We start from the raw sequence: 26,190 nt of genomic DNA on the forward strand, positions 1-26,190 counted from the left end.
CTCCCTCTATCTCTTTAGCCGTCTAAGCGGCTCAAAAACTCCATCACCGGAGCCGCAAACAGCTCGGGTTGCTCAATTAGGCCCAAGTGCTGCAAATCCGGTATGATCACCACGTCGGCCTCGCCAATTTCACGCGCAATCGCCCAGCTCATCGCCGGGGTCGATCCGCTGTCAAATTCACAGGTCACCACCAATGTTGGATGTGTAATAGGTGGCTCTGGCCGGATCAGCTCAACCACACCTTCAGCCAAAACCTGTCTGTGAAGGGCATAGTTCTCATGATGGTTTGCCATCACCACATCCCGTACAGCGGTCACCTGTTCGGGGTGTTTCCTTCGGAAACCTTCAGTAAACCAGCGCTGCAACGTGGCATCAATAGTGGCCCCCGGCCCGCCTGCACTCGTATCGCGCGCGCGCTCTTCGACCAGTCTTTGCTGTTCTTCACCACGCTCATGCGGTGAATTCAGAATGCCAAGCACCGAAACCCGGCTTGGGTGATCCATCGCACAACGCCGGTTGATCATCCCGCCCAGCGAGAACCCAACCAGAGCCGCCTGCTCAATACCCAATTCATCCATCAGGCTGATCAGCTGCTCACTCAACACCGTCAGGCTGGGCTTATCGGTCGGTATGGCAGTTGCCCCATGCCCACATAGATCATAGCTCAACACGCGGTATTTTTCAGCCAGCACCGGGGCAATCGCGCCCCAGGTACTATGCCGATCCATCCCCAAACCATGAATGAGCGCCACAACGGGCGCCCCTTCTGGTCCGGTCAGTTCATATGCCGTTCCGCTCGAACTGATGTGCATTTACACCCCCGCCGGATTATCGACATCATGTCCCATCTCTTCGAGGTCCTTATAACGGTTCCCGATCCGGTGGTTCGGATGGCCACCCAGCGTCGCGCCCAGTGCGATGATAATCTCATCATCAGCCGGTGCATCAGGCACGCACGTATGGATCGTTTGGTAGTGCGAGCGGCGCCCGCCATCGTCCTTATCCATGCAGGGGATCACCAGCGATGTGCCCGCTGCACCACGGGTGTTGGAAAACACCAGATAGCTTTTCGCCTGCACCGCATCCCGGTACTGGTTGCCGAACCACAGCGTATGCGTCAGCCCCTGACCGTGCTCCTGCTCGCCGCCCATTCCGACAACCGAAGCCTTGCCATAACCTTCGACCGTGCCGCCGGTTTCTTTCAGGATCATGTCAGTCAGCAGCTTGCCCAGCACTGGACCATGTTCGCGAATTTCAGGGCTCAGGTCCTCAACATGGCCGCGACCAAACCAAGGGTTCTTGATGATCGCCATAGCCGCAACCATCTTGGTTGGCTCAGTCACCTCTTTCCAGCCTTCTTTATACGTGGTCTGCACCGTGACCAGCGTGCGGCGGATTTCTACCGTCATTGTCTTTTCCTTCTTAACGTACTGCCCTATCAGGCAAATTTTGGCATAACTTGTTCGATGAACAGCTTTAATGAGCGTTTTTGCTGCTCCATATCCATTCCCATCGAGGCGTAGTAGATGAATCCATCCACCCCGAGTTCCTCATAAGGCTTGAGCTTCTCGACCACCTGCTCGGGCGAGCCGAACATCAGGTTCTCTTCCAGCATCTGCGGATCGACCCGCGCATTGCCCTCAAGGCTATCCAGTGGCACCTGCTCGGGGAACCCGTTAACCACATCACCCGACTTCATCAGCAGGTTGCCAAATTGGCTCAGCTGCACACGGATGGAGTCAATCGCCGCCTGACGGTCCGCCTCGTTATCGTAAACCGATGTGTGACGCATCATCGACCAACGGCCCTCGTATTTGCCGCCGTTCTTGGCAATCGACTCGTCCAGACGCTGGCGATAGGTTTCTGCCTCTGAGAAGGGCATGGTCAGCGGCCAGCTCATGATGTTGCAGTTGTTTTCAACCGCATAGTCAAAGGTGATCGGTGCACGCGCAGCGACCCAGACAGGCACCTCATCTTGCACCGGCTTGGGGCAGGACGTGGCGCTTGGGAACTGCCAAAACTCGCCATCATGCTCATAGTCACCTGCCCACAACTTTTGCACCACCGGTAGCATTTCTTGCATATAGCGCCAGCTGTCACGCTGATCGAGGCCCGGCTTCATCCGGTCAAACTCACGCTGGTAAGCACCCGATCCGATACCAAATTCCAGACGGCCATCACTAACCAAATCAAGGAACGCCGCTTCACCGGCCAAATTGATCGGATGCCAGTAGGCTGCGTTCACAACACCCACACCCAGACGGATGTTCTTTGTATGCTCACCCCACCAGGTCAATATCTGGAACGGGTTCGGCGCAATGGTCATTTCCATCGCGTGGTGTTCGGCCGCCCAAGCGATTTCGAACCCGGCCTCATCGGCCATCTTGACCATTTCCAGCGTGTGATCCCGAACCGCTTTCATATCGGTCTCCGGGGTCATGCGCTCAAGATTAATTGCCAGTTGGAACTTCATGTTTTTACTCCTTTATGTATCGCAAGCCATCAGCGCGGCTGGAATGGGTTTGCAATCGGTTCTTCCGAAAGATTCATCCAAACGGTTTTGGGACGGGTGTAGTCATAGACAGCCTGAAATCCGCTTTCGCGGCCATAGCCTGAGCTCTTCATGCCGCCAAATTCTGCGACCGGCGAAATCACACGGTAGGTGTTGACCCAGACAATCCCGGCCCGCACGGCCCGCGACATCCGCAAGGCACGCGCGCTGTTACGGGTAAATATCCCCGCCGCCAGACCGTGCTCGGTATCATTGGCCAGCGCCAACGCTTCGGCCTCTGTCTTGAACCGCAACACCGACAATACCGGGCCAAACAACTCGGTATCGACGATTTTCAGATCGGAACTGGGGCAATCCAGAATGGTCGGCTCAAAGAACAAATCACTGCTGGCATCTGCACGTTTGCCACCGCACACCAGCTTGGCGCCCTGCTCAACTGCGTAAGCCACTTCTTTTTCGATATTGTCGACTTGTCCACGGGTACACAGCGGCCCCATTTCAGTTTCATCCAGCATCGGATCACCGATCTTGATGCCATTTGCGATCTTGGCCATACGAGCGATGAATTCATCGGCCACATCCTCATGCACGATCAGGCGCGAACCCGCCACACAGCTTTGCCCAGAGGCTGCAAAGATCCCAGCAACTGACCCATTCACCGCACTGTCCAGATCCGCATCGTCAAACACGATGAACGGGGATTTTCCGCCCAGTTCCAGCGATACCTCGGCAAAGTTTTTGGTCGAATTCATCAACACATGTTTGGCCGCCATTGGCCCACCGGTGAATGAAATGCGCGCCACCAAGGGATGGCTGGTCAACACCTTGCCACACGGATCACCGTGACCGGTGACAATGTTGACCACGCCATCGGGAATTCCCGCCTCGGCAATCAGTTTACCAAATTCCAAAATCACCGCAGGCGCGTGTTCGCTGGTCTTCAGCACCACGGTATTGCCCGCCGCCAGCGCCGGGCCAATCTTTACTGCCGTCAAAAACAGCTGGCTATTCCAGGGTACAACGGCCGCAATCACGCCCAAGGGCTCGCGGTTGCTGAACACAAACATGTCCGGCTTATCAATCGGCAATGTGTCACCATTGATTTTATCCGCAGCACCCGCATAGAACTGCAGGAATTCACTGATGTATTTCGCCTGCCAACGGGTTTCCTTGAGCATCTTGCCGCTGTCGCGGGTTTCAATCGCGCCCAGTTCTTCGGATTTATCAGCCAAAAGATCTGCCAAACGACGCAGGCACTGCCCACGCTGCGTTGGGGTCATCTTGGCCCAAGGACCTTCATAACAAGCCGCATAGGCCGCTTCGACCGCTTGATTTATGTCGTCTGCCGTGGCTTCCGGCGCAGTCGCCCAGACCTTGCCCGTTGTCGGGTTAAACGTATCGAAGGTGCCCCCATCCGAGGCACCCACCCATTTGCCGTCGATCAGCATTTCATAGGTTGTTGTCATTCTTTGCTCTTTCACTCAGCCGCACAGGCAATGGCTTGGTCTTGCGGTACAACGCTATGATAGTTGCCATCGCGATAGGTCAGCGGGCGGCTTTGGCCATCTCTGACGCTGCGCACTTGGCCCAGCACAATCAGGTGGCTACCCGAGCGCACGGCCTGCTGCAAATCACAGCAAAATACCGTGGCTCCGGTAATACCCGGCATTCCGTGAGTGGATTTGCTATGGGCAATGCTATCAAACCGGTCTGACACTTCTGCGTCATGGCGCCCTGCAAAGCGATCCGCGATATGCGCGGCACTTTCGGCCAGAACGTTCACACTAAACTCACTATTCTCCATCACAGCCTTCGCGATGCGGCTTTCGGCAAATAGGCAGACCAATACAGTTGGCGGATCGGCTGAAACCGATGAAAAGGCACTGACAGTTGCGCCCAGCTTACCCGCTGGCCCGTCTGTGGTGACAACCGTGACCGAAGAGGCCACACCGCGCATAGCAGAGATAAACTCATCCCGCGCTGCTAGGTTTTGTTCAATATCAGGCATAATCATTTCCCACCTGTTCGCGTTTCTGATGATGTCACCAGATTTGTCACAAAATCATAGTTTTGAAAAACGAATTGTTTTGCTTGATAAGTTCGAAAAATCCGAATTATAAATCCTCTATGAACATTACCTCGCTCCAGACTTTCCTCGCCATTGTCGAAACCGGCAACCTGATCCGCGCCTCGCAAAAGATGAATGTCACGCAATCAACTGTTACCGCGCGCCTTAAAACGCTGGAGGAAGAGGTCGGCCAGCAACTCCTGAACCGGCAAAAATCCGGCACCACCTTGACCCCCGCTGGCACCAAACTGCTTCGATATGCTCGGATCATGGTGGGGCTCTGGCGGCAGGCCCGATATGAAACAAACCTGCCCGCCGGGCTGGAATCAGTTTGCACTTTTGGTTGTGACCGAGAACTTTGGCACGGTCCCGGTCAGACGTTTTTTCATGGCGTGGTCTCTGGCCACCCTGAAATGGCCGTCTCGGTCCATCAGGGCAGCGCGCGCGAGCTGGAAGGCTGGCTCACCTCGGGGATTGTTGATGTGATCCTGACCTATGAAACCATCGCCCGCAGTGCCCAAACCGTTTATGCCCTGCCATCAGAGCAACTGGTCCTATACTCAGATGAGCCTGATAGTCCCATCAGCGAAGGCAAAAATTACATCTTTGTCGACCACGGCGAAGAGTACCGCCAGCAGCATGCCGAAACCTATCATTATGCCGGCATCGCCCGTACCAGTTTTGATAGCTCCCGTTGGGCATTGGAATATCTTTTATCGGTCGGCGGCTCCGCCTACCTGCCCCGCGCTCTGGCCGAACAACATGTTCAAGCTGGCCGCTTGTTCCACCTGACCAAAGCCCCGATTTATGAACGCAAGAAATACCTCGTCGTCAACGACACCGCCGCCCAGAACTGGGACTGGTTCCAACCATTGGTCGATGACCTGCAAGCTGAAGGATGAGCACGAAAAGGCCGGCTTTTCACCCTTTGGGCGGGTTTCGTACCTTATCTGGCGATTTGCGTACGTTTTGCGCGTACAACATGTACAGGATGTACATAAATCCACAGGTTGCATGAGGGAAAGAAAATGACCGATCCATATCAGAAGTCCATGATGGAAAACCTTTACTGGTGGGGCATTCCCACCATGTTTCGTGCGCCACATGAAGCCCCCGAAGGTCAAGACATCGCCCTTGTCGGCGTCCCACATTCCACCGGCAACGGAACCACTGAGCGCGATCAACATCTTGGCCCGCGTGCCTTGCGTCATGTCTCGGCCGTACAACGCCGCGTGCATATGGAGTTTGAGCTAGACCCTTGGAATAGTGCAAAAATCGCCGACGTTGGGGATGTGCCATTCCCCCGCGCCAATGACAACGAGGACTGTATTGAGCGTATCACTGAGTTCTACAAACGCATTGATGCCGCTGGCGCACGGCCAGTGTCTGTTGGCGGGGACCACTCTATCACCGGTGGTATCGTGCAGGCATTGGGATGTGGAAATATCGCTCAAGGTCAACCTGTTAGCTTCCTTCATCTCGATGCACACACCGATGTATTTACAAAAGTCGACCACTTCCTCGGCGCCAAAAAATCCGCAGCTCATTGGGGGGCGTATCTGGCCGATCAGGGCAAAGTTGACCCAAGCCGCTCGATGCAGATCGGCCTGCGCGGTCATCCCCGTAGTCTCGATTGGCTGCAACCCTCTTATGACTATGGCTACAACATCGTCACCATGAAAGAGTTCAGAAAACGCGGGTTAGAGGACATTGTGGCACAAACCAAAGAGGTGTTGGGCGACCGCCCGGTCTACATCACCTTTGATCTTGACTGCTTAGATCCTACCATTGCCCCCGGTGTGTCCAACCTGGAACCCGGCGAGAAAGGGTTTGATATAGACGAGGCCGTCGGCATCCTACGCGCAGCACGTGGCCTCAACATCATCGGTGGCGATATCGTCTGCATGATGCCGACCAAGGACAGCCCCAACAACATCACAGCCCTGACCGCAGCAGCAGTCATGTTTGAAATGATCTCGATGATCGCTGAAAACACCGTAAAAAATAAGAATTAACGCGACCTCAATACACAGGACGCAAAGCTTACGCTCCGCAACTAAAATCTGCTACGGTGATGCAATATCGCGGTGGATTTTCACTTTTTGTGGTCAAAATTCACCTGAATTAACTGTTTCCAATTCAAGAACACACCCTTCAACGACATGAAGACTGTCGCCACAAAAGCGCAAAGTGCGATCAGAATGCCCTCCGTGCCCTCCCAAGTTATCCACAGGGGTACTTATAATTATACAGTTTAAAATCAATACATTACGAGAATTCAGGGCGCGAATTCGTCCTGTCACCAAATTGTCACGCCACATTTTTGCCACATTTTGGGCGCAAAATATTCACACTTTAGGAGCTCGATTTAAGTGTAAAGAGTTCACCGCTAAGCCTGACTGCGGGAGTATTTTAAGGAGTAAAGCCATGTTTATTACGGCACAAAAACCGCCTGAACCGAAACCTTCGGATAAAAAATCCAAACCTTCCCTGCAAAAGCAGACCAAGGTGATTTCAGCTCAGGTCTTTAACGACTTCGCCGCAATTTGATGCGAACATAAAAAAGGCCGCCTCCCTGCCGGAGACGGCCCTTTCCTTTGTAATCTGGTTGACAGATGAGCTTAGCCCACCAGCTCCAGACCAGAGAAGAAGAAGGCAATCTCTTCTGCTGCGGTTTCAGGCGCGTCTGAGCCGTGAACCGAGTTTTCACCAATGGACAAAGCGAATTCTTTACGGATGGTGCCCTCAGCAGCGTCTGCTGGATTGGTTGCGCCCATAACTTCGCGGTTTTTCGCAATGGCGTCTTCACCTTCCAGAACCTGAACAACGATTGGCTCAGAGATCATGAACTCACACAGTTCGCCAAAGAACGGGCGCTCTTTGTGAACACCATAAAACGTCTGAGCCTGAGCCAAAGACAGTTGAATGCGCTTGGAGGCAACGATGCGCAGACCAGCAGCTTCGAATTTTGCTGCGATTGCCCCGGTAAGGTTGCGTTTTGTGGCATCTGGTTTGATGATGGAGAAGGTGCGTTGAACAGCCATGTCAGCCTCTTTTTCAGTTCACTCAAATGGCCGGGCACCCCGCCCCGCCTTCATATTTGCGGCCCCGATACCACGCACATTGGGAATTGAAAAGCCGCGATTGACGCGCACCGATCATTCCGGCATGGGAGGGGCATGCTTCGCTTTAATGACATATCATACTCTGTTGCTGGTCGGCCTTTGATCGAACATGCAACTGCCACCATTCCCGAGGGCCATAAAGTTGGCATTGTTGGCCGCAATGGCACCGGCAAAACCACCCTATTTCGATTGATCCGAGGTGAGCTGACGCTTGACACCGGTGACATCAGCATGCCTGCCCGCGCTCGCATCGGCGGTGTTTCCCAAGAAGTTCCCGGAAATGAGGTCTCGCTCCTCAACACGGTTTTGGCCGCTGATACCGAACGGGCCGATCTGCTTGCGGAATCGGATATTGCCACAGATGGCGCCCGGATTGCAGAGATCCAGACCCGACTGGCTGATATCGATGCTTGGTCCGCCGAAGCACGTGCCGCTTCGATCCTCAAGGGTTTGGGTTTCAATCACGAGGCGCAACAAATGCCCTGCTCTGCCTTTTCAGGCGGGTGGCGGATGCGGGTAGCACTGGCCGCCGTTCTGTTTTCCCAACCTGATTTGCTGCTGCTCGATGAACCGACCAACTATCTTGATTTGGAAGGCGCATTGTGGCTGGAAAGCTATCTAACGCGTTATCCGCACACTGTTTTGATCGTCAGCCATGATCGCGGGCTGTTAAACCGTGCGGTCGGATCAATCCTGCACCTCGAAGATCGCAAGTTGACGCTCTATCAAGGTGGTTATGACACCTTTGCCCAGACCCGCGCCGCCCGTTTGGCCGCAGCAGATTCTGAGGCAAAAAAACAAGATGCTCGTCGTGCTCACCTGCAGTCTTATGTGGATCGTTTTCGGTACAAGGCAGATAAAGCGAAACAAGCACAGGCCCGGATCAAAGCGCTGGCTCGGATGCAGCCGATTACGCGACCACAAGAAGCCGCGCTCAAGAAGTTCAGCTTTCCAGAACCAGAGGAGCTATCACCGCCGATTGTTCGGCTGGAGGGTACCACTGTGGGATATGATGGCGTGCCCATCCTAAGCCATCTGGACCTACGGATTGATCAAGATGATCGCATTGCGTTACTTGGCCGTAACGGCGAAGGTAAATCAACACTTTCCAAATTATTAGCTGGAAAACTTAAACCAATGGATGGGCGCACCTATGCGGCCTCTGCGCTGCGTATCGGGTATTTCGCGCAGCATCAGGTAGAAGAGTTGCATCTGGATGAGACGCCTCTGGATCACGTGCGCCGCCTTCGCCCAACGGAAACGCCTTCCAAATTGCGCGCGCGGCTGGGTGGCTTTGGCATCGGTGCTGAACAGGCCGATACAATTGTGAAAAGCCTGTCAGGTGGGCAAAAGGCCCGTCTGTCACTGATGCTGGCCACGATTGATGCACCGCATATGCTGATCCTAGATGAGCCAACAAACCACCTTGATATTGAGAGCCGCGAGGCTTTGGTCGAGGCTCTGACCGCATATTCCGGTGCGGTTGTCTTGGTAAGCCACGACATGCACTTGCTATCACTGGTGGCCGATCGCCTGTGGCTGGTCAAAGATGGCCGCGTGAACCCTTACGAGGGTGATTTGGAAAGCTATCGCGCTTTGCTACTGGAGGGGACCAAACTGGTCAAATCCAACGCAAAGCCAAAACCCGTCAAGCCCAAGCGCCCTTCTCGTGATCTCATTCTGGAGCTGCGCAAGGACGCTCGAAAATGCGAGGAACGCGTTGAAAAATTGAACCATATGCGGGACAAAATCGCCTCAATTTTGGCCAATCCGGCACTGTATGGTGATATGCATGGGACAGACGCGGCCGACTGGCAAAAGAAATACTCCGAGGTGATGAACGGGCTGGACCGTGCAGAAACCCTGTGGATGGCGTCGCTGGAACGGCTGGAAAAGGCAGAAAAACCTTCATGATTCTGCGCATCTGATGATACGCAGGTGAAATCCTAAAGATAATGGGCTCTCCATGGACACCGCATTTCTGATCACCGCCTTTGTGACGCTTTTTGTGATTATTGATCCAATTGGTCTGGCGCCGCTATTTGTGGCGCTGACCCAAGGCATGAACCCACAAAAACGCCGCGCCATTGCGATCAGAGCTTGCTTGACTGGCGCGCTGTTGCTGATTGTGTTTGCCGCCTTTGGCGAGGCTGTTTTGGGTTTCATCGGTATTTCCATGCCTGCCTTTCGCATTGCCGGGGGCATATTATTGTTCTTAACCGCCTTGGATATGTTGTTTGAGCGCCGCACAAAACGCCGCGAAGACCGGATTGAAGAGGAAGAAGAGGATGAAACCGATGATCCGTCTATCTTTCCGCTCGCGATTCCACTGATCAGCGGCCCGGGTGCCATTGCAACCGTAATCCTTCTGGCCGGGGAAAACCCCGGCGCGCAGGGTCTGGCCACCGTCATTGCCGTCATGCTGAGCGTCGTTGCCATGGTGCTGGTTCTTTTTCTGGGTGCGGGTGTATTGGAACGCGCATTGGGCCGCACAGGTACAAACGTTGTAACCCGGCTTTTGGGTATGTTGCTGGCCGCGCTGGCGGTGCAGTTCGTTCTAGATGGGCTACACGGCTTTGGTCTGGCGGCAGGCGTATAAAGCCCCTATATCAATCACATGAACGCTGATGATACCGCCAGTCTGATCTACCTGTCCCTGTTGGGGGGCGCTGTCGTGCTTTGGTTCTTTGCGCAAAACAGGGACTCTTTGGGCAAGGTGACACAGCAGGCATTGATCTGGGGGCTGATCTTTGTCGGTGTGATCGCGGGATTTGGCCTGTGGGGTGATATCAAGCAAAGCATGAATGCCGACCACGCAGGTATTATCGGCACCGACAGTGTCACGCTGCCCCGTGCATCCGACGGGCACTATTATCTTGCCGCACAAGTCAACGGCGAAACGATACACTTTGTCATCGACACAGGTGCGAGTCAGATTGTTTTGGCCCAAAAGGATGCCGAACGTGCCGGGTTTGATCCAGATAGCTTGAATTATTTCAGCCGCGCTTACACTGCCAATGGCGAGGTTCGTACTGCCCCTGTCAAACTCGAGACTTTCAATATTGGAACATTCGAAGACAACAATATCGGGGCAGTTGTGAATGAAGGCGACTTAGATCAATCCTTGCTAGGAATGGACTATTTACAGCGTTGGAATAGTGTCGAAATCAGCAACGGAAAAATGGTCCTGCGGCGTTAAACTCTTAACTTTCCGCTTTTTTCTCCCAGTTTCCGCTTTCCTCAGACCAGTATTGTGCAGAGCATCCCGCCCCGGTCAACGCCTTCCACTGAGCCCTTGCGGCATTCAGGGCATCCGGGTCATTTCCATCAAACAAAATGCAAACCCTCTCAAGTGCTGTAACTTCTTCAGGAGTGATAGCAGCGCCGTCAACGCTCATCACGCATTGCGCCGCGTTGGCGGCCTGCGCTTCTGTAGTCAGTAAAATAGGCTGATCCGCATCATGTGCACCGCCAGAAACACCATGTGGCAGGAACCCCTCCTCAGGCCCCAGCCACAGTTTTTCATCAAGCCATTTCAAGTGCGCAGCGTCAGTGCCACGCACAGCCACGCGCCATCCAGCGCCAAGGGCCTTTTCCAACAACAGTGGCAAAGTCGCCTCAAGCGGCTTGCGCGTCAGGTGATAGAAATAGGCCGCGCCCATCAGTCTGCCTCGTACTGATCCGCCACCAGCCGGTTTAGCGCCATGACACCCCAGCCCGAGGCCCCTTTGGGCGCATAGGGCGTGTCTGATGAAACACTGGCCACACCTGCGATATCCAAGTGGATCCACGGCATGTCGTCTTCGACATAGCGTTGTAGGAATTGACCCGCTGTGATGGAACCAGCCGCGCGCCCGCCAACGTTCTTCATGTCGGCAATGCGACTTTTGAGCATGTCATCATAGACCTGATCCAATGGCATCCGCCATGCGCCTTCGCCCTCATTATCGGCGGCGCGCAGGAAAGTGTTGCACAGCTTGTCATTGTTAGAAAACACTCCTGCCTTTTCATGCCCTAGGCCGATGATGATCGCCCCGGTCAATGTAGCAAGGTTAATCACTCCCGATGGTTTGTAGGTTTTTTGCGCGTACCACAGCACATCCGCCAGCACCAAACGCCCCTCGGCATCGGTGTTGATGATCTCAACCGTGTCACCCTTCATCGAGGTCACAACATCGCCGGGGCGTGTCGCGCGATCTGACGGCATGTTCTCCACCAACCCGACCAAGCCGACGACATTCGCCCTGGCATTGCGCCGGGCCAACGTGTGCATCACCCCGGTCACAACACCCGCCCCCCCCATGTCCATGGTCATTTCTTCCATTCCAGCGGCTGGTTTCAGGCTGATCCCACCCGTGTCGAACACAACTCCCTTGCCGACCAGAGCCAGCGGCGCTTCGTCCTTGGTTCCGCCATTCCATTCCATGACCGCCACTTTTGATGGGCTTGCACTACCGTATCCAACCGACAACAGCAGGTTCATACCAAGTTTCTGCAGCTCGTCTTCTTCCAGAATGGTAATCTTCAGCCCAAGGTCTTCCATCGCGGCGATACGGTTTGCAAACTCTGTCGTGGTCAGGTGGTTGGCTGGTTCTGACACCAGATCCCGGGTCATAAACACGCCCTCACAGATCGCATCTTGCGCTGTAGCGTCGTCTTGAACCTCTTGCGGATCTGCAACCATGGCCGTGATGGCCGCGTTTTCTTTTTGCTTGGCGGTTTTATGGGCGCTAAAGGCGTAGCTACGCAACCGCAACCCCAACACCAGATCCATCGCCCGACGCACTTGACCGGCCAGAATCAGACATGCGGCATCTGATTTGAGTTTACCCAAAGCTACGCCCGCCTTGCGAGCCTCTTCGCTCGAGGCTGACCGCGGAAGGCACACCACATCCAATGCTTCCGCCTCCATCCCTACAGGCCAAGCCAAGGTTTTGACCTGCGCGGATTTCATGTCAGCCCAGCTGTCACTTTCAATCAGGCGCTTTAATGCACCTTTGGTCAGGCGGTTCACCCGACGGGCCGCCGCATCCATTTTGCCATCTGGGGTAATAATAACAGCAACCCGGCCTGTGGCCTGCGTGATTTGCTCAAGATCGGTTTCAATAAAAGTAACGGCTGCGGGCTGTGTCATGGAGGGACTCCGTAAATAAGAATTACCCTAGTCCTAGCGTGGCTTGATCAACTTGACCAGTTAGCAGTTTTCCTGCCCGATCAATTCAGCTAGGTTGCACAAAAATACATCGAGCAAGGAGAGAAAAACGTGACCAGATTCGACAGATACATGCTGTCGCAATTCATGGTTTTGTTTGGGTTTTTTGCCCTTGTTCTGGTATCAATTTTCTGGATCAACAAAGCTGTCAGAATGTTCGACCGGCTGATCGGTGATGGTCAGCCTGCTTGGGTTTTCCTTGAATTCACCGCACTGACACTGCCGGCTGTGATTGGCGTCGTTCTACCGATTGCTGGCTTTGCCGGGGCGGTTTACGTCACCAACAGGCTGAGTACGGAAAGTGAACTGACGGTGATGCAGGCAACTGGTTATTCGCCTTGGCGGATGATGCGTCCGGTTGTCATTTACGGCCTGATTCTGGCCATCATGATGTCAATTCTGACGCATTTTCTGATCCCAGGCAGTCTTAAGTCCCTTCGCACACGTCAGGCCGAGGTTGCACAAAGTATCTCTGCTAAGTTCTTGACTGAAGGCGAGTTTCTACATCCGTCGAAAGGTATCGCCTTTTATATCCGGGAAATTACTCCGGAAGGTGAATTGAGAAATGTTTTCCTGTCGGATCAACGCGAATGGGAAACACCCGTGATTTATTCTTCGGTCACCGCCTATCTGGTTCCCGAGGGGGATGGCACCAAACTTGTCATGTTGAACGGATTGTCACAAAGTTATGATCGCGAAACCAATCGTCTCTTCGCGACCCATTTCGATGATTTTTCCTACGACATCAGCAGCCTTGTTTCACGTTCACCGCAAAGTCAGGACCGCATCGAATTTGCTAGCACCAAAGAGCTGCTGATGCATGCAGACATCGTAGCCGAAAGAACAGGTACACCTGTCGGGAAAGTACTTTATGAGGGCCACAGCCGCATTCAACAGGCGCTTTTGTGTATTGTTGCAGCAATGATCGGTTTTGCCGCGCTGCTTTTGGGAACCTACAGCCGTTTCGGTGTCTGGTGGCAGATTGTCACCGCCTTTTTATTGCTAGTAGCGGTCAAACTCGTCGAGGGTGCGATATCTGGGGCGGCTCTATCGGGCCCGTCCATGACATGGTTACTGTATCTACCGGTTCTCTTTGGCATTGGTGTCACTATTGCTTTACTGTATTGCGCGGCAAATCCCGGCCTGTTCAGGCGGCTTTTCCAACGCTCATGCCCCCGAGGTGCCGCATGATTTTACATTTCTATTTTGCGCGTAAATTCCTGTGGACCTTTCTGGGGATCGCCGGTGTATTTGTTGTCATACTAGCGCTGGTCGATCTGGTGGACGAGTTGCAAGACTATCCAAACCTGCCGTTTTGGGATGTCTTCGAGGTGGTCTTGCTAAACCTTCCCCACGCCAACTATGAAATCCTGCCATTGGTTCTGATTCTCGCCTCGGTTGGATTGTTCTTACGTTTGGCCCGCTCATCCGAACTGGTTGTTGTCCGAGCCTCTGGGCGCTCGGCAATGCGCGCCTTATCAGCCCCGGTCATAACGGCCGCGATGATCGGTGTGGTTTCTGTCGTGATTTTCAACCCCCTGGTCGCGGCATCGTCCAAACGTTATAATGATCTCGTCAACACGTATAACGGTATGGGTTCCAGCGCATTGGCGATTACGGCAGATGGCCTATGGCTGCGTCAGGGCACATCTTCACAGCAGACAGTCATCCATGCGGTTAACGCCAGCTCTGATCTGAGTACGCTAAACGACACCACCTTCGCGACGTTCACCCCCATCGGCGAACCCATTCAACGTATCCACGCTAAATCTGCCCAACTGGGGCGTGGCGAATGGGTTTTGCATGACGCAAAGATTTGGGACCTTGATCGCGGTACCAATCCCGAAGCCACTTCGCGATTGGTTGAGCGAATGACACTCCCCTCTCCACTGACACAAGCGAGCATTCTCGATAGCTTTGGCAAGCCAGAATATATTCCGATCTGGGATTTACCCGCCTTCATCACACATCTTGAACAGGCTGGCTTTACCGCTCGCCGGTATGCAGTTTGGTTTCAGATGGAACTGGCACGGCCAGTGTTTTTCATGGCACTCGTGATGATCTCAGCAGCCTACACAATGCGGCACACTCGTCTGGCAAACACCGGCATTTCAGTACTGACTGCGATCATGCTTGGCTTTACCCTGCATTACATTCGAAATTTTGCCCAGATTTTGGGTGAAAATGGCCAGATCCCTATCATGTTGGCAGCATGGGCTCCGCCGATTGCATCAGTACTCCTTGCGTTCGGTATATTGCTGCACAAGGAGGACGGATGAAAAAGGCCGCTTATTTGTTTTCTGCCATACTGGCCTGCACATCCGCCACATTGGCACAGGAAAACACGACCTCTGCACAGACAAAGGCGCAGGCAGTTGCACCAGATGCGCTACCCGCAGTGCTTGTGGCAGATGAGATCTATCTGACAGATGAAAACACTATGGTGGCCAATGGCAACGTCGAGGCCTTTTATGAGGGACGCCGGCTTAAAGCATCATCCATCACCTACGACCGTGAACAAGAGCGCCTGTTTTTAATTGGCCCAATTACATTACAAGAAGAAGATGGCACGCTAATCTTAGCCGACGCCGGGGAACTTGATCGTGATTTTACCCGCGGGCTGCTGACCGGCGCACGGGTCGTTATGAATGATCAGTTACAATTGGCGGCCAACGAAATGCGCCGGGTCAATGGACGGTATGCGCAGCTTTATAAGGTATCAGCAACATCGTGCAAAATCTGCGAGGACGGACGTGCTCCCCTATGGCAAATCCGGGCAAAGCGTCTGATTCATGATCAAGAAGAACGGCAACTTTATTTTCACGATGCCCAATTCCGTGTATTCGATACACCCGTCTTCTATCTGCCACGTCTGCGGATGCCTGATCCGACACTGGAACGGGCCACAGGGTTCTTGTTTCCCACAGTCAGCAGCTCAACAATTCTGGGCACGGGCGTCAAAGTTCCTTACTTTATCACGCTGGGTGATGACAAAGACCTGACTTTGACTCCCTTCCTGACCGATAAAACCCGGACACTTGAATGGCGTTATAGACAAGCTTTTCGCAATGGCCGCATCGAATTTGAAGGCGCCTTTAGCAATGATGATATTGGCATACTTGATGAAAACCGCGCCTATATCTTTGGGAACGGAAGATTCAATCTTCGCGATGATTTCGTACTAACTTTCAACGTCGAGGCCGTCACTGACGATAATTACCTGCTGGACTACGGTTACTCAGAGAAAGATCGGCTCAGAAGCGGAGTGGGCATCGAACGCGCACGCCGTGATGAATACATCCGGGGCGGTATAAATTATTATACAACGCTGCGGTCAGGTGAGTCTGATTCATTTTTGCCAAATTTCATTATCGATACCGAATATCAGCGTCGCTTCTTCCCAACCGCGATTGGAGGAGAGCTTCGCTTTGGTGCAGCAGTTCACAGCCACACACGCCCGTCAAAATCTACCACGGATGGCAGTGATTTCGATAGCTTCGCTGACGGGCGGGACGTCAACCGCTTCAATGCAAATCTGGAATGGCTAAATAACTGGACCTTTGCCAACGGTATCGTAACCGAACTGAGAACAGGCGTCGCGTTTGATAGTTTTCTGATCTATCAGGCTGGCAACACCAGCAGTTCTGATGCCATCGATCTAAGCCCGGCGGCCGCCGTTAAACTAAGTTGGCCCCTGCTGAAGTCCGAGAAAAACGGGGCATCACAAATTTTGGAACCGGTTGTCCAGCTTGCTTGGGTAGGCGGAGATACCCTTGATATTCCAAATGATGAAAGCTCCATCACTGAATTTGATGAGGGCAACCTGTTCGCCATCTCGCGATTTTCGGCCCCAGATCGGCGCGAACGCGGCTATAACGCATCCTATGGCCTCACTTGGTCACGGTTTGATCCAAAGGGTTGGCAAACCTCCTTTGCGATTGGGCAAGTTTACAGGGACACTCAACTTTTTGAGCCCAATGGATCAACCAGTTTCACCAATAGTTCAGGATTGCAGGATCGATTTTCTGACATTCTACTGGCAGGCCAATACCGCAATGATAATGGGATGACACTGACGGCACGCGGATTGTTTGATAATGGCTATTCGGCGACAAGAGCAGAAACTCGGTTAAGCTGGCACAATAAACTGACAAGCCTAGGGGCAACTTATGTTTGGCTACGTGATGACCTTGCGGAAGATCGCAAAGATCGTATCTCGGACTGGTATTTCGACGGCAGTTACAGATTGGCTCGTCACTGGACCGGGACCGCAGAATGGCGTTATAACGCCATCAATAGTGAAAGCATCCGGGCAGGTGTGGGTTTGAAATATACAAACGAATGCGTAGATATCAAACTGGCGGCAACACGGCGCTTTACTTCAACATCGACCCTTACCCCCTCAACCAGCATCGATCTGACTGTGGGAATTCGAGGCTTTTCAGTTAACTCAGGTGACGATAGTTACAGTCGGACATGCAGGAAATAATCACCATGAAAGCAAAATTGCGCAATTTCTTGGCCGCGGCCAGCCTTCCGGTGCTTTTGACATCAACCGCACTCGTCGCCCCCTTATCCCCCGCCGTTGCACAAAGTCAGTATGCGGCCGCGATCAAGGTGAATGATCAGGCGATTACACACTATGAGCTGGAGCAACGTGCTCTCCTGCTGACACTGTTCCGCGCACCGGGCGACCCAAACAAGCTGGCCCGCGAGCAATTGATTGAAGACCGCTTGAAATTAGATGCCGCACGAACAAATGGTTTGACTTTGGAAGACGCGGATATCAACGCCTCAATGGAAGAATTTGCCGGTCGTGCCAATATGGATCTGCCTCAATTCATTCAGGCGCTTGCACAGGCTGGTGTGCACGAATCCTCACTGCGTGAATTCGTTCGCGCAGGTGTCACATGGCGTGAACTGGTTCGTGCCCGTTTTGGCCCTCGGGTTTCAGTAAGCGAAACCGATCTGGATCGCGCGCGCGCCTCCTTGTCTGGCAAGTCGAGCGTACGGGTCCTGCTATCGGAAATCATCATTCCAGTCACGCCTGAGAATGCCGAACAGGCACAGCAATCTGCCGCGAACATTGCTCAGATCGAATCTGTCTCAGGTTTCTCGCAACAGGCAAGTCAGGTTTCCGCATCAGGCAGCCGTGATCGTGGTGGGCAACTGGACTGGATGTCGATCAGTGATCTGCCTCCAGCCGTTCGATCAGAAATCATCGGTCTCGCGCCGGGTGAAGTCACCAATCCGCTGCCCATTGATGGTGCGATTGCATTATTCCAACTGCGAGATATTGAAGAAACCGGCGCACCAGAGCGCAAAGTCGAATCCATCGAATACGCAGCCTATTACATTGCTGGTGGCCGCACAGAACAGGCCCTTGCCCGCGCCCAAAAAGTCAAAAATAATATCGATGTCTGTGATGACCTTTATGGTATCGCAAAAGATGAACCGCCTGAAGTTCTTGAGCGTGGCGCCAAAGCCCCAGCCGATCTTCCGCAAGATATCGCCGTTGAGTTGGCCAAGCTGGATCAGGGCGAAGTGTCGACCAACCTCACCCGCGCCAACGGACAAACGCTTGTGTTGCTGATGATGTGCGGACGGACATTTGAGATCGAAGGTGAAGGCCCCTCGCCAGAGCAGTTGACCGGTTTTATTCGCAGCTCGCGGCTTGAATCTTTTGCTGACGGATATCTGGAGCAGCTCCGCGCCGAGGCGCGCATTGTTGAAATCAAATGACGGCTCCGGTCGCACTCAGCTGCGGCGAACCGGCTGGTATCGGTCCTGAATTGGCGATCAAAGCCTGGCACGTGCTGAAAGACAATTTGCCTTTTTTTTGGGTTGGCGATCCGGCGCACCTGCCTAAGGGCACAAAATTTCGCGAAATCTCAGCTCCATCTGAGACAACAGAGGTCATGGGCAACGCACTACCCGTGCTTACCCACAGTTTTCGCGGCCCTCTGACCACAGGTATACCAAACCCAGATCACGCGCAGGGGGTTATCGATGTGATCGCCCGATGTGTTGATCTTGTGCAATCAGGTCAAGCCAGCGCCATGTGCACCGCACCGATCCATAAACAAGCCCTGCAGGACGGCGCCGGCTTTGCCTATCCAGGGCATACTGAATACCTTGCCGCTTTAGCTGGGATTGAACGTAGCGTCATGATGCTGGCCAGTGATCAGCTGCGTGTTGTTCCAGTGACCATTCATATAGCAATTGATGATGTACCTGCGCAGCTTACTGCCGCGCTGCTTGAGGATACGTTGCGTATCACCCACGCCGCGCTGAAACGTGATTTCGGCCTTGATCAGCCGCGTATTGCCGTGGCGGGGCTTAATCCACACGCTGGCGAAGGTGGTAAGATGGGATCTGAGGAAATCAACCTGATTACACCGGTTCTGGATCGCATGCGAGCGGAAGGAATGCATATTACCGGACCACTGTCGGCCGATACGATGTTTCATGCCCGCGCCCGCCGCAATTATGACACGGCCCTGTGCATGTACCACGATCAGGCGCTGATCCCGATCAAGACACTGGACTTTGATCGCGGTGTCAATGTCACCCTTGGCCTGCCGTTTATCCGCACCTCACCTGATCACGGAACCGCTTTTGATATCGCAGGTCACGGTCAGGCAAATCCGACATCAACGATTGAGGCGCTGAAAATGGCCGCCGACCTTGCACACAGGCGCAACACATGAGCCAGATTGATCCTCTTCCCCCGCTGCGTCAGGTGATTGCAGATCACGAGTTGAGCGCACGCAAATCATTGGGGCAAAATTTCCTGCTAGATCTGAACCTGACGTCTAAAATCGCCCGTCAGGCTGGCGATCTGACTGGCTGTGATGTACTTGAGATCGGCCCCGGCCCCGGTGGCCTGACCCGTGGATTACTGGCCGAAGGTGCGCGCCGTGTATTGGTCGTGGAAAAAGACACCCGCTGCCTGCCTGCCTTGGCTGAGATTGCAGAAGTCTATCCAGACCGCCTGACTGTGATCAATGCTGATGCGCTTGAATTGGACCCTAGCGATCAGCTGACGCCCCCTATCCGGGTCGCCTCAAACCTGCCCTACAATGTCGGGACAGAGTTGCTGATCCGTTGGCTGACACCGCCCAGCTGGCCGCCGTTTTGGGACAGCCTAACATTGATGTTCCAACGCGAGGTCGCCGAACGTATCGTGGCCAAACCCGGCTCCAAAGCCTATGGTCGTCTGGCTGTGCTGGCCGCTTGGCGCAGTGATGCCAAAATCGCAATGCACCTGCCGCCCGAAGCGTTTACCCCGCCACCCAAAGTGTCCAGCGCGGTTGTGCATCTTAACGCCTTGGCTGAGCCGCGTTATCCGGCAGAACTTAAACAATTGGAACATGTTGTGGCGCGCGCTTTTAATCAGCGGCGCAAAATGCTGCGTGCGGCACTCAAGGGCATGGCACCCGATCTTGAGGACCGTTTGATTGCAGCGGGGATCAAACCGACTGACCGGGCGGAAACCGTTCATCTTGAACAGTTTTGCGCCCTATCACGGATCTTGAACAGTTAAGCCTTCATACAACACGAATACAAAAAGCCGCACCTTTCGGAGCGGCCCTTTCAAGTCAGACAGGAAACTGGTTATTCTGCGGCTTTAGGAGGTTCTGATCCGTCTCCTGCAGCGGGTGTATCCTGCGTGTCTTCCGGTTTTTTACGTGGCTTACGCGGGCGTTTTGGCTTTGGTGCAGGTGCGGTTTCTGGCGTTTCAACCAGACCGCTGTCACCGTCTGTCACCGGCATATCCACCACATCCGGCTGCGGTGCGTCCATCAGATCGGGTTGATCATCCTGAACGACGGCAGCGACAGGCTGCTGCGCATCATGACTGCCCTCTTCGGCCTCACGTTCTTGACGTTTGGAACGCTCACGGTCCCGTTCGGCTTGGCGTTCACGGTTTTGCCGATCATGTTCTTCCCGGCGCGCATCCTGTTCTTTTTGGCGGGCATCTTGCTCTTTTTGGGCGACACCAAGCAAGCGCAGGTAATGTTCAGCATGTTGCTGAAAGTTTTCCGTTGCAACGCGGTCACCCGCCAACTGAGCATCGCGTGCCAGCTGATTGTATTTGTCAATGATTTGCTGCGGAGTGCCGCGCACCTTGCCCTCAGGCCCCGAGCTATCAAAAACCCGGTTGGTGACATTACCCATGGAACGGTTGCGGTTTTGCTTGTTCCGCGAACGTGGTTTGGAAGATCTCATATGCTCTGACTGTTCAGCTTTATTTAAATCTATGTCGTTTGGTCTGGATGGGTGGCGCAAGCGCCGTATAAGAACCCTAAACTGACATGTTTTGAGTTAACATCTGATGGGACAAAACGATCAGATCGTCCACGACCCAGACACCTTATCAATAACCATGCCTGTGATGTCCTTACAAGCGCAATCTGCCGGTTTGCCAAAATTTCATAATTTTGTTGAGTAAATATACCTAATTTCGCTCATTTCCCCTGCCAAACTCCAGTAACAACACGGTCCCGCCCATCCAGATCCGGGACGATCTTTACATGTGCGAATCCCGCAGCAATAAACATATCTAATACCGCCTGCCCTTGCTGCCACCCGATTTCAACCATCAACCTGCCACCCTCCGACAGATACTCTACAGCCTGACTTGTGATGGCCCGGTAAGCCGTCAAACCATCGTCTTCATCTGTCAAGGCCATACGCGGTTCATGAGACAGCTCTGGCGATAGACCCTTCATCTCTTTCAACGCAATGTAGGGAGGGTTTGATACGATCAAATCAAACACCTCGCTGACTTCAGAAAACCAGTCGCTCTGCCTGAAAGTTACCCGGTCGACCACATTCAAGGCCTCCGCATTCTGCAGTGCAACGTTTAACGCAACCTGTGAAGCATCCGTCGCCAGGGCCTCTGCATCTGTACGTTCTGCCATTAGCGTCAGTGCAATTGCGCCACTGCCTGTACCCAAGTCAAGAACTCGGGAAAACGACTCGGCCAATGCTGCTTCAATTAATGTTTCAGTTTCCGGCCTCGGATCCAGCACATCGCCATTGACCTTGAACCAACGACCATAAAATTCACGCCCGCCCAGCAGGTGAGAAACAGGAACGCGTTTTGCCCGCGCCTGTATATGCCCCAAAAACACAGCTTCGATCGTAGTAGGCAAGTCATCATGCAAATGCAGCGTCAATCGTCCCGGTGCTATGTTCAGTGCCGCAGCCATCAACCGCCGTGCGTCACCTGCAGCCCCATCGATGCCGGCTTCATTCAACAGAGAAATCCCCTGAAAAAGCACGTGCTGGACAGTCATTCCATTTCAGCCAGCAGCGTCGCCTGTGCATCAGCGGTCAGTGCATCAATGGTTTCGTCCAAATCGCCATTCATCACCTGATCCAGCTTATATAGCGTCAGGTTGATTCGGTGATCGCTGACTCGACCTTGCGGGAAATTGTACGTCCGGATGCGTTCAGATCGGTCGCCCGACCCCACCTGACTGGCGCGATCAGCTGAGCGTTCGTTATCTATACGCTGGCGTTCCTGATCATACAGCCGGGTCTTGAGCACCTGCATAGCAATTTCACGGTTTCGGTGTTGTGATTTCTCAGAGCTGGTCACCACGATGCCACTGGGCAAATGGGTGATACGCACAGCAGAATCCGTGGTGTTAACGTGCTGACCACCTGCGCCTGAACTACGCATCGTATCAATTCGTAAATCATTGTTATCGATATGAATATCAACATCTTCGGCCTCGGGCAGTACCGCCACCGTCGCAGCCGAAGTATGAATACGACCTCCGGATTCTGTTTCCGGCACACGTTGCACACGGTGCACGCCAGATTCGTATTTCAACCGGGCAAAGACATTGACGCCTTTAACATGAGCGACCACCTCTTTGATGCCGCCCAGCTCTGTCTGACTTTCCTCAAGAATCTCAAAATTCCAACCGCGCCCCTCGGCATAGCGCTGATACATTCGCAGCAGATCACCGGCAAAAAGTGCTGCCTCCTCTCCCCCGGTTCCCGGACGAATTTCAACGATTGCAGGTCGTGCATCGGCCTTGTCGCGTGGCAACAACGCCAACTGCAGCGCCTTTTCCATCTGCGGCAAATTGCCTTGCAACTCGGTCAGTTCTTCCTCGGCCAGCTCACGCATTTCAGGATCATCCAGCAGGGCTTTAGCCCCCTCAATCCCATCCAGAAGATCCTGATATGCCCGGATCTTATCAACCACAGGGCGCAATTCAGCATACTCTCGACCAAGCTGGGCAATATCGCCACTACCCTCGGCCATCTGCGCCTCGAGAAACTCGAACCGCCGGTTAATTTCCATCAATCTGTCAAAAGGCACCATGTTGTCCGTGTCCCTCATTCGCAGGGTTTGGTCAAGGGCGGCAGGCGTGTTATACTGGCCCTATGAAACAGCTCTTGATCTTTTTGGTTGCCTCCTCGCCTGCCTTTGCAGATGCGACATTCAACGGCAAAACCATCGACTGCTATTGCACTGACAAAACCGGCAGTCGCATGGAACTGGGTGATATGACTTGTTTACAGGTCGATGGCCGAATGTTCATGGCGCAGTGTCAGATGTCTTTGAATGTGCCAATGTGGCGCGAAATCTCTGACGGGTGCCTGTCATCCTCGCTCGGACAGCAATCTCAGCCAGTGATCGATGCGGGAAGCATTGACACCAAAATCTGACCGCCCGAACCGTAACCGACCATAGAGTTCCAGCCTACCACCTTGCAAGCGTACGGTGGTATAATCCGGAAATCCCCAAAACTTTGACCGACTGATGTAGGTGATCATATCTTCTTCGATCGAACCGGACAGTTGTTTCGTATTCATACCCTGCAACGCAATCTCATGAATATATTGCAGATCCATACGGTTTGCCGGATCGACAACACGCATTGCGCCACCCGGCAGATCTTTGGTTGCAATCACGGCAGGCAACTGGTGCCATGTCTGTGCAGGTGATGGTGCAGTGCGCACATAGATACCAAACGATACCGTCACCACAGCAAGGATCAAAAATATGGCGCTCATGTCATGCTTTGTTGCCACGCCGGTTCCAACCCCAGAGGCAGATCAGCTCGGTCGCGACATGCGCACCGGCAATGGCCGTGGCCCCGGTTGTGTCAAAGGGCGGTGAAACCTCAACAATATCACCACCAACCATGTTAATCCCTGCCAACTCTCTCAGCATGATCGCCGCCTGTGCGGTAGTCAGGCCACCCCATACCGGCGTCCCTGTACCCGGCGCATAGGCTGGATCAAGACCATCGATATCAAAGGTCAGATAAGTCTGATGATCACCAAGAATATCTTTGATTTTCTTGACGGTTTCAATCGGGCCACGTTCATGTACCTCACGCGCGTCAATGATATTGAAGCCCATGGTATCAGGGTTATCCGTGCGAATTCCAACCTGAACCGAGCGTTTCGGGTCAACCAACCCCAACTTGACCGCTTTATACATGAATGTGCCGTGATCGATGCGGGCCATGTTGTCATCTTGCCAAGTGTCGGTATGAGCATCAAATTGTAAGATTGACAACGGTCCGCCGAATTTTTCGACGTAAGCTCTCAAAATCGGCAAGGTGATAAAGTGATCACCACCCAAACAAATGCTACCCGCTCCAGCATCCAGAATGCCACGAATATGTTTGGTCAACATTTCTGGAAACTCGCTGACCATCGCATAATCAAACGCCACATCGCCATAGTCAACGATGCTCAACTCACTTAACGGATCATAACCCCAGCCATAAGGCGCATCCGGGCTTTGCAGGCTGCTTGCCTCACGAATGGCGCGCGGCCCCAGCCGGGTCCCCGTGCGGTTGGTCACCGCCTGATCAAACGGCACACCGGTTACCGCCAGATCCACACCGGTCAAATCCTTGGTATATCTTCGTCGCAAAAAGGACGTGGCCCCACCAAAGGTATTTTCATTGCTCAGGCCACGCGTGTCTTCACGTGTAAACGCGTGATCCACCTGATTTTTTGCGTCTTCCAGTCCCATGCTGCCCTCAGATTCGTAATTTGATCAAATTATTAATTACCCTAAAGGCTGCGCCCGTTCCACCAGTCGCGCAAAAAAAGATGCCCCGACCGGGGCCACATCGTCGTTGAAATCGAATCCTGGATGATGCAATGCCGGGCCGTCGCCCTGCCCCAAGAATAGATAAGCACCGGGCCTTTGCTCTAACATGTAAGAGAAATCTTCGGCCCCCATTTCGGGTTCACGATCTGTTTTCACCTGATCCGCGCCTGAAACTTCGCGGGCAATTTCAGCTGCAAATTCCATTTTTTCAGCGTCATTCACTGTTGCCGGATACCCACGATCAATGGTGAGCTTGGCTTCTACGTCATAGGAAGCCGCCTGCCCTGCCACGAGGCCTTCAAGGCGTCGCCAGACCATGTCCTGCACCTTTTCATCAAAGGTACGGATCGTTCCATTTATATAGGCCTTGTCCGGGATGATGTTTTCGGCGCTTCCGGTGTGAATTTGGGTGACAGACACCACCAGTTCATCACGTGCATAATGATTACGACTGACAATACTCTGAATGGCCTGCACCATGCTTGCCGCCGCAATCACTGGGTCACAGGTTTCATGCGGATAAGCGCCGTGCCCCCCCTTCCCATGAATATCGATATGAAAAGTATCCACCGCAGCCATCACCGGGCCCGCAACAGTGTGAAACCCACCTGGCTCGACACCTGGCATTGTGTGCAACGCGTAAACCTGAGCGACGTTATATCGCTCTAATATCCCCTCTTCGACCATCACTTTTCCGCCGCCAGGGCCCTCTTCTGCAGGTTGAAAAATCAACGCCACTTTGCCAGCGAAATTTCGCGTCTCAGCCAAGTATTTCGCAGCCCCCAAGAGCATGGTTGTGTGTCCATCATGGCCACAGGCGTGCATCTTACCCTGCGCTTCAGAGGACCATTCAACACCACTGCTCTCCTCAATCGGCAATGCATCCATGTCTGCGCGCAAGCCGATGACCGGGCCTTCCCCCCGGCCATTAATCACAGCGACCACACCCGTTTGGGCGATGCCTTCCTCGATATGATCCACCCCAAAGGCGCGGAGCCGCTCCACGACAAAAGCTGCTGTTTCATGGCAATCAAAGCCCAGTTCAGGATTTTGATGCAAATGTCGCCGCCAGGTTACCATTTCATCGGCAAATCCTGCAATTCTGTTAATCACTGCCATATCACTAGACTCCTACACATTTGCCCGTCACTTTCCAACATAGGCACAGAAGGA

The 26,190-nt window shown here is 53.5% G+C and carries 26 protein-coding genes; 12 read left to right on the forward strand and 14 right to left on the reverse strand.

Features of this window, described 5'->3' with window-relative positions:
* Positions 1–14: 14 nt before the first annotated feature.
* From D9A02_RS14295 to D9A02_RS14315, 5 genes are read right to left on the reverse strand one after another with little or no spacing between them, the layout of a single operon-like run.
* Positions 15–812: an alpha/beta fold hydrolase gene (locus tag D9A02_RS14295; RefSeq protein WP_120501590.1), complete on the reverse strand. Its 798-nt coding sequence runs from the start codon at positions 810–812 to the stop codon at positions 15–17.
* Positions 813–1,409, reverse strand: a complete 597-nt coding sequence (locus tag D9A02_RS14300; protein ID WP_120501591.1) for an amino acid synthesis family protein — start codon at positions 1,407–1,409, stop codon at positions 813–815. It lies immediately after the preceding gene.
* 29 nt (positions 1,410–1,438) lie between these two features.
* On the reverse strand, positions 1,439–2,473 hold the full coding sequence (locus D9A02_RS14305) for an LLM class flavin-dependent oxidoreductase (RefSeq protein WP_120501592.1): 1,035 nt from the start codon (positions 2,471–2,473) through the stop codon (positions 1,439–1,441).
* A gap of 29 nt (positions 2,474–2,502) precedes the next feature.
* Positions 2,503–3,978, reverse strand: coding sequence for an aldehyde dehydrogenase (locus D9A02_RS14310; protein ID WP_120501593.1), 1,476 nt, complete (start codon positions 3,976–3,978; stop codon positions 2,503–2,505).
* Positions 3,979–3,989: 11 nt separating this feature from the next.
* On the reverse strand, positions 3,990–4,520 hold the full coding sequence (locus tag D9A02_RS14315) for a flavin reductase family protein (protein WP_120501594.1): 531 nt from the start codon (positions 4,518–4,520) through the stop codon (positions 3,990–3,992).
* A 119-nt stretch (positions 4,521–4,639) separates the two neighbouring features.
* Here D9A02_RS14315 and D9A02_RS14320 point away from each other — a divergent pair, with 119 nt between their 5' ends.
* From D9A02_RS14320 to D9A02_RS19520, 3 genes are all read left to right on the forward strand, one after another.
* Positions 4,640–5,482 carry a LysR family transcriptional regulator gene (locus D9A02_RS14320; RefSeq protein WP_120501595.1) on the forward strand — a complete coding sequence of 281 codons (843 nt, stop codon included), beginning with the start codon at positions 4,640–4,642 and terminating at the stop codon, positions 5,480–5,482.
* 126 nt (positions 5,483–5,608) lie between these two features.
* Positions 5,609–6,595 (forward strand): arginase family protein, encoded by a 987-nt coding sequence (locus D9A02_RS14325; RefSeq protein ID WP_120501596.1) that lies wholly within the window; start codon positions 5,609–5,611, stop codon positions 6,593–6,595.
* Between the two features lie 412 nt (positions 6,596–7,007).
* The gene (locus tag D9A02_RS19520) at positions 7,008–7,130 is read left to right on the forward strand and encodes a hypothetical protein (RefSeq protein ID WP_301951092.1); all 123 of its coding nucleotides are present in this window, start codon (positions 7,008–7,010) and stop codon (positions 7,128–7,130) included.
* Between the two features lie 71 nt (positions 7,131–7,201).
* Here D9A02_RS19520 and ndk read toward each other — a convergent pair whose 3' ends face one another.
* Complete coding sequence (gene ndk, locus D9A02_RS14330; protein WP_120501597.1) at positions 7,202–7,624, reverse strand: nucleoside-diphosphate kinase; 423 nt, start codon at positions 7,622–7,624, stop codon at positions 7,202–7,204.
* Between the two features lie 135 nt (positions 7,625–7,759).
* Between ndk and D9A02_RS14335 the strand changes: the two genes are divergently transcribed.
* From D9A02_RS14335 to D9A02_RS14345, 3 genes are read left to right on the forward strand one after another with little or no spacing between them, the layout of a single operon-like run.
* A complete protein-coding gene (locus D9A02_RS14335; protein ID WP_120501598.1) occupies positions 7,760–9,619 on the forward strand; it encodes an ABC-F family ATP-binding cassette domain-containing protein in 1,860 nt (619 codons plus the stop codon).
* 52 nt (positions 9,620–9,671) lie between these two features.
* Positions 9,672–10,304, forward strand: a complete 633-nt coding sequence (locus tag D9A02_RS14340) for a MarC family protein (RefSeq protein WP_120501599.1) — start codon at positions 9,672–9,674, stop codon at positions 10,302–10,304.
* A gap of 18 nt (positions 10,305–10,322) precedes the next feature.
* Entirely contained in the window at positions 10,323–10,904 is a 582-nt protein-coding gene (locus D9A02_RS14345) for a TIGR02281 family clan AA aspartic protease (RefSeq protein ID WP_120501600.1), read from the forward strand.
* A gap of 4 nt (positions 10,905–10,908) precedes the next feature.
* Here the strand turns inward: D9A02_RS14345 and D9A02_RS14350 are convergent, their stop codons facing one another.
* The gene (locus D9A02_RS14350) at positions 10,909–11,367 is read right to left on the reverse strand and encodes a DNA polymerase III subunit chi (protein ID WP_120501601.1); all 459 of its coding nucleotides are present in this window, start codon (positions 11,365–11,367) and stop codon (positions 10,909–10,911) included.
* Complete coding sequence (locus D9A02_RS14355; RefSeq protein WP_120501602.1) at positions 11,367–12,839, reverse strand: leucyl aminopeptidase; 1,473 nt, start codon at positions 12,837–12,839, stop codon at positions 11,367–11,369. The genes D9A02_RS14350 and D9A02_RS14355 overlap by 1 nt, the downstream gene beginning before the upstream one ends.
* 129 nt (positions 12,840–12,968) lie before the next feature.
* Between D9A02_RS14355 and lptF the strand changes: the two genes are divergently transcribed.
* Genes lptF through rsmA form a run of 6 tightly spaced genes read left to right on the forward strand, consistent with a single transcriptional unit; the run spans position 12,969 to position 20,463 of the window.
* Positions 12,969–14,108 (forward strand): LPS export ABC transporter permease LptF, encoded by a 1,140-nt coding sequence (gene lptF, locus D9A02_RS14360; RefSeq protein WP_367946751.1) that lies wholly within the window; start codon positions 12,969–12,971, stop codon positions 14,106–14,108.
* The gene (lptG, locus tag D9A02_RS14365) at positions 14,105–15,196 is read left to right on the forward strand and encodes an LPS export ABC transporter permease LptG (protein ID WP_120501604.1); all 1,092 of its coding nucleotides are present in this window, start codon (positions 14,105–14,107) and stop codon (positions 15,194–15,196) included. Before lptF ends, lptG begins: the two co-directional genes overlap by 4 nt.
* Positions 15,193–17,406, forward strand: coding sequence for an LPS-assembly protein LptD (gene lptD, locus D9A02_RS14370; RefSeq protein ID WP_120501605.1), 2,214 nt, complete (start codon positions 15,193–15,195; stop codon positions 17,404–17,406). Before lptG ends, lptD begins: the two co-directional genes overlap by 4 nt.
* A 5-nt stretch (positions 17,407–17,411) precedes the next feature.
* Positions 17,412–18,659: a peptidylprolyl isomerase gene (locus D9A02_RS14375; protein WP_254054641.1), complete on the forward strand. Its 1,248-nt coding sequence runs from the start codon at positions 17,412–17,414 to the stop codon at positions 18,657–18,659.
* Entirely contained in the window at positions 18,656–19,627 is a 972-nt protein-coding gene (gene pdxA / locus D9A02_RS14380; protein ID WP_120501607.1) for a 4-hydroxythreonine-4-phosphate dehydrogenase PdxA, read from the forward strand. The genes D9A02_RS14375 and pdxA overlap by 4 nt, the downstream gene beginning before the upstream one ends.
* Positions 19,624–20,463, forward strand: a complete 840-nt coding sequence (gene rsmA / locus D9A02_RS14385; RefSeq protein WP_120501608.1) for a 16S rRNA (adenine(1518)-N(6)/adenine(1519)-N(6))-dimethyltransferase RsmA — start codon at positions 19,624–19,626, stop codon at positions 20,461–20,463. The genes pdxA and rsmA overlap by 4 nt, the downstream gene beginning before the upstream one ends.
* A gap of 71 nt (positions 20,464–20,534) precedes the next feature.
* On the opposite strand, the gene D9A02_RS14390 is transcribed toward rsmA, so the two are convergent.
* The 6 genes from D9A02_RS14390 to D9A02_RS14420 form a co-directional block, all read right to left on the reverse strand.
* Positions 20,535–21,149, reverse strand: coding sequence for a DUF4167 domain-containing protein (locus D9A02_RS14390; protein ID WP_120501609.1), 615 nt, complete (start codon positions 21,147–21,149; stop codon positions 20,535–20,537).
* Between the two features lie 239 nt (positions 21,150–21,388).
* Positions 21,389–22,222 carry a peptide chain release factor N(5)-glutamine methyltransferase gene (prmC, locus tag D9A02_RS14395; RefSeq protein ID WP_120501610.1) on the reverse strand — a complete coding sequence of 278 codons (834 nt, stop codon included), beginning with the start codon at positions 22,220–22,222 and terminating at the stop codon, positions 21,389–21,391.
* Positions 22,219–23,265, reverse strand: coding sequence for a peptide chain release factor 1 (gene prfA / locus D9A02_RS14400; protein ID WP_120501611.1), 1,047 nt, complete (start codon positions 23,263–23,265; stop codon positions 22,219–22,221). The genes prmC and prfA overlap by 4 nt, the downstream gene beginning before the upstream one ends.
* Before the next feature lie 281 nt (positions 23,266–23,546).
* On the reverse strand, positions 23,547–23,960 hold the full coding sequence (locus D9A02_RS14410; RefSeq protein WP_120501613.1) for a DUF1499 domain-containing protein: 414 nt from the start codon (positions 23,958–23,960) through the stop codon (positions 23,547–23,549).
* A gap of 1 nt (position 23,961) precedes the next feature.
* Positions 23,962–24,936, reverse strand: coding sequence for an agmatinase (gene speB / locus D9A02_RS14415; RefSeq protein ID WP_120501614.1), 975 nt, complete (start codon positions 24,934–24,936; stop codon positions 23,962–23,964).
* A gap of 36 nt (positions 24,937–24,972) precedes the next feature.
* Entirely contained in the window at positions 24,973–26,136 is a 1,164-nt protein-coding gene (locus D9A02_RS14420) for a M20 aminoacylase family protein (RefSeq protein WP_120501615.1), read from the reverse strand.
* Positions 26,137–26,190 lie beyond the last annotated feature (54 nt).

The sequence above is a fragment of the Roseovarius sp. EL26 genome (assembly GCF_900327775.1).
GTDB lineage: Bacteria > Pseudomonadota > Alphaproteobacteria > Rhodobacterales > Rhodobacteraceae > Roseovarius.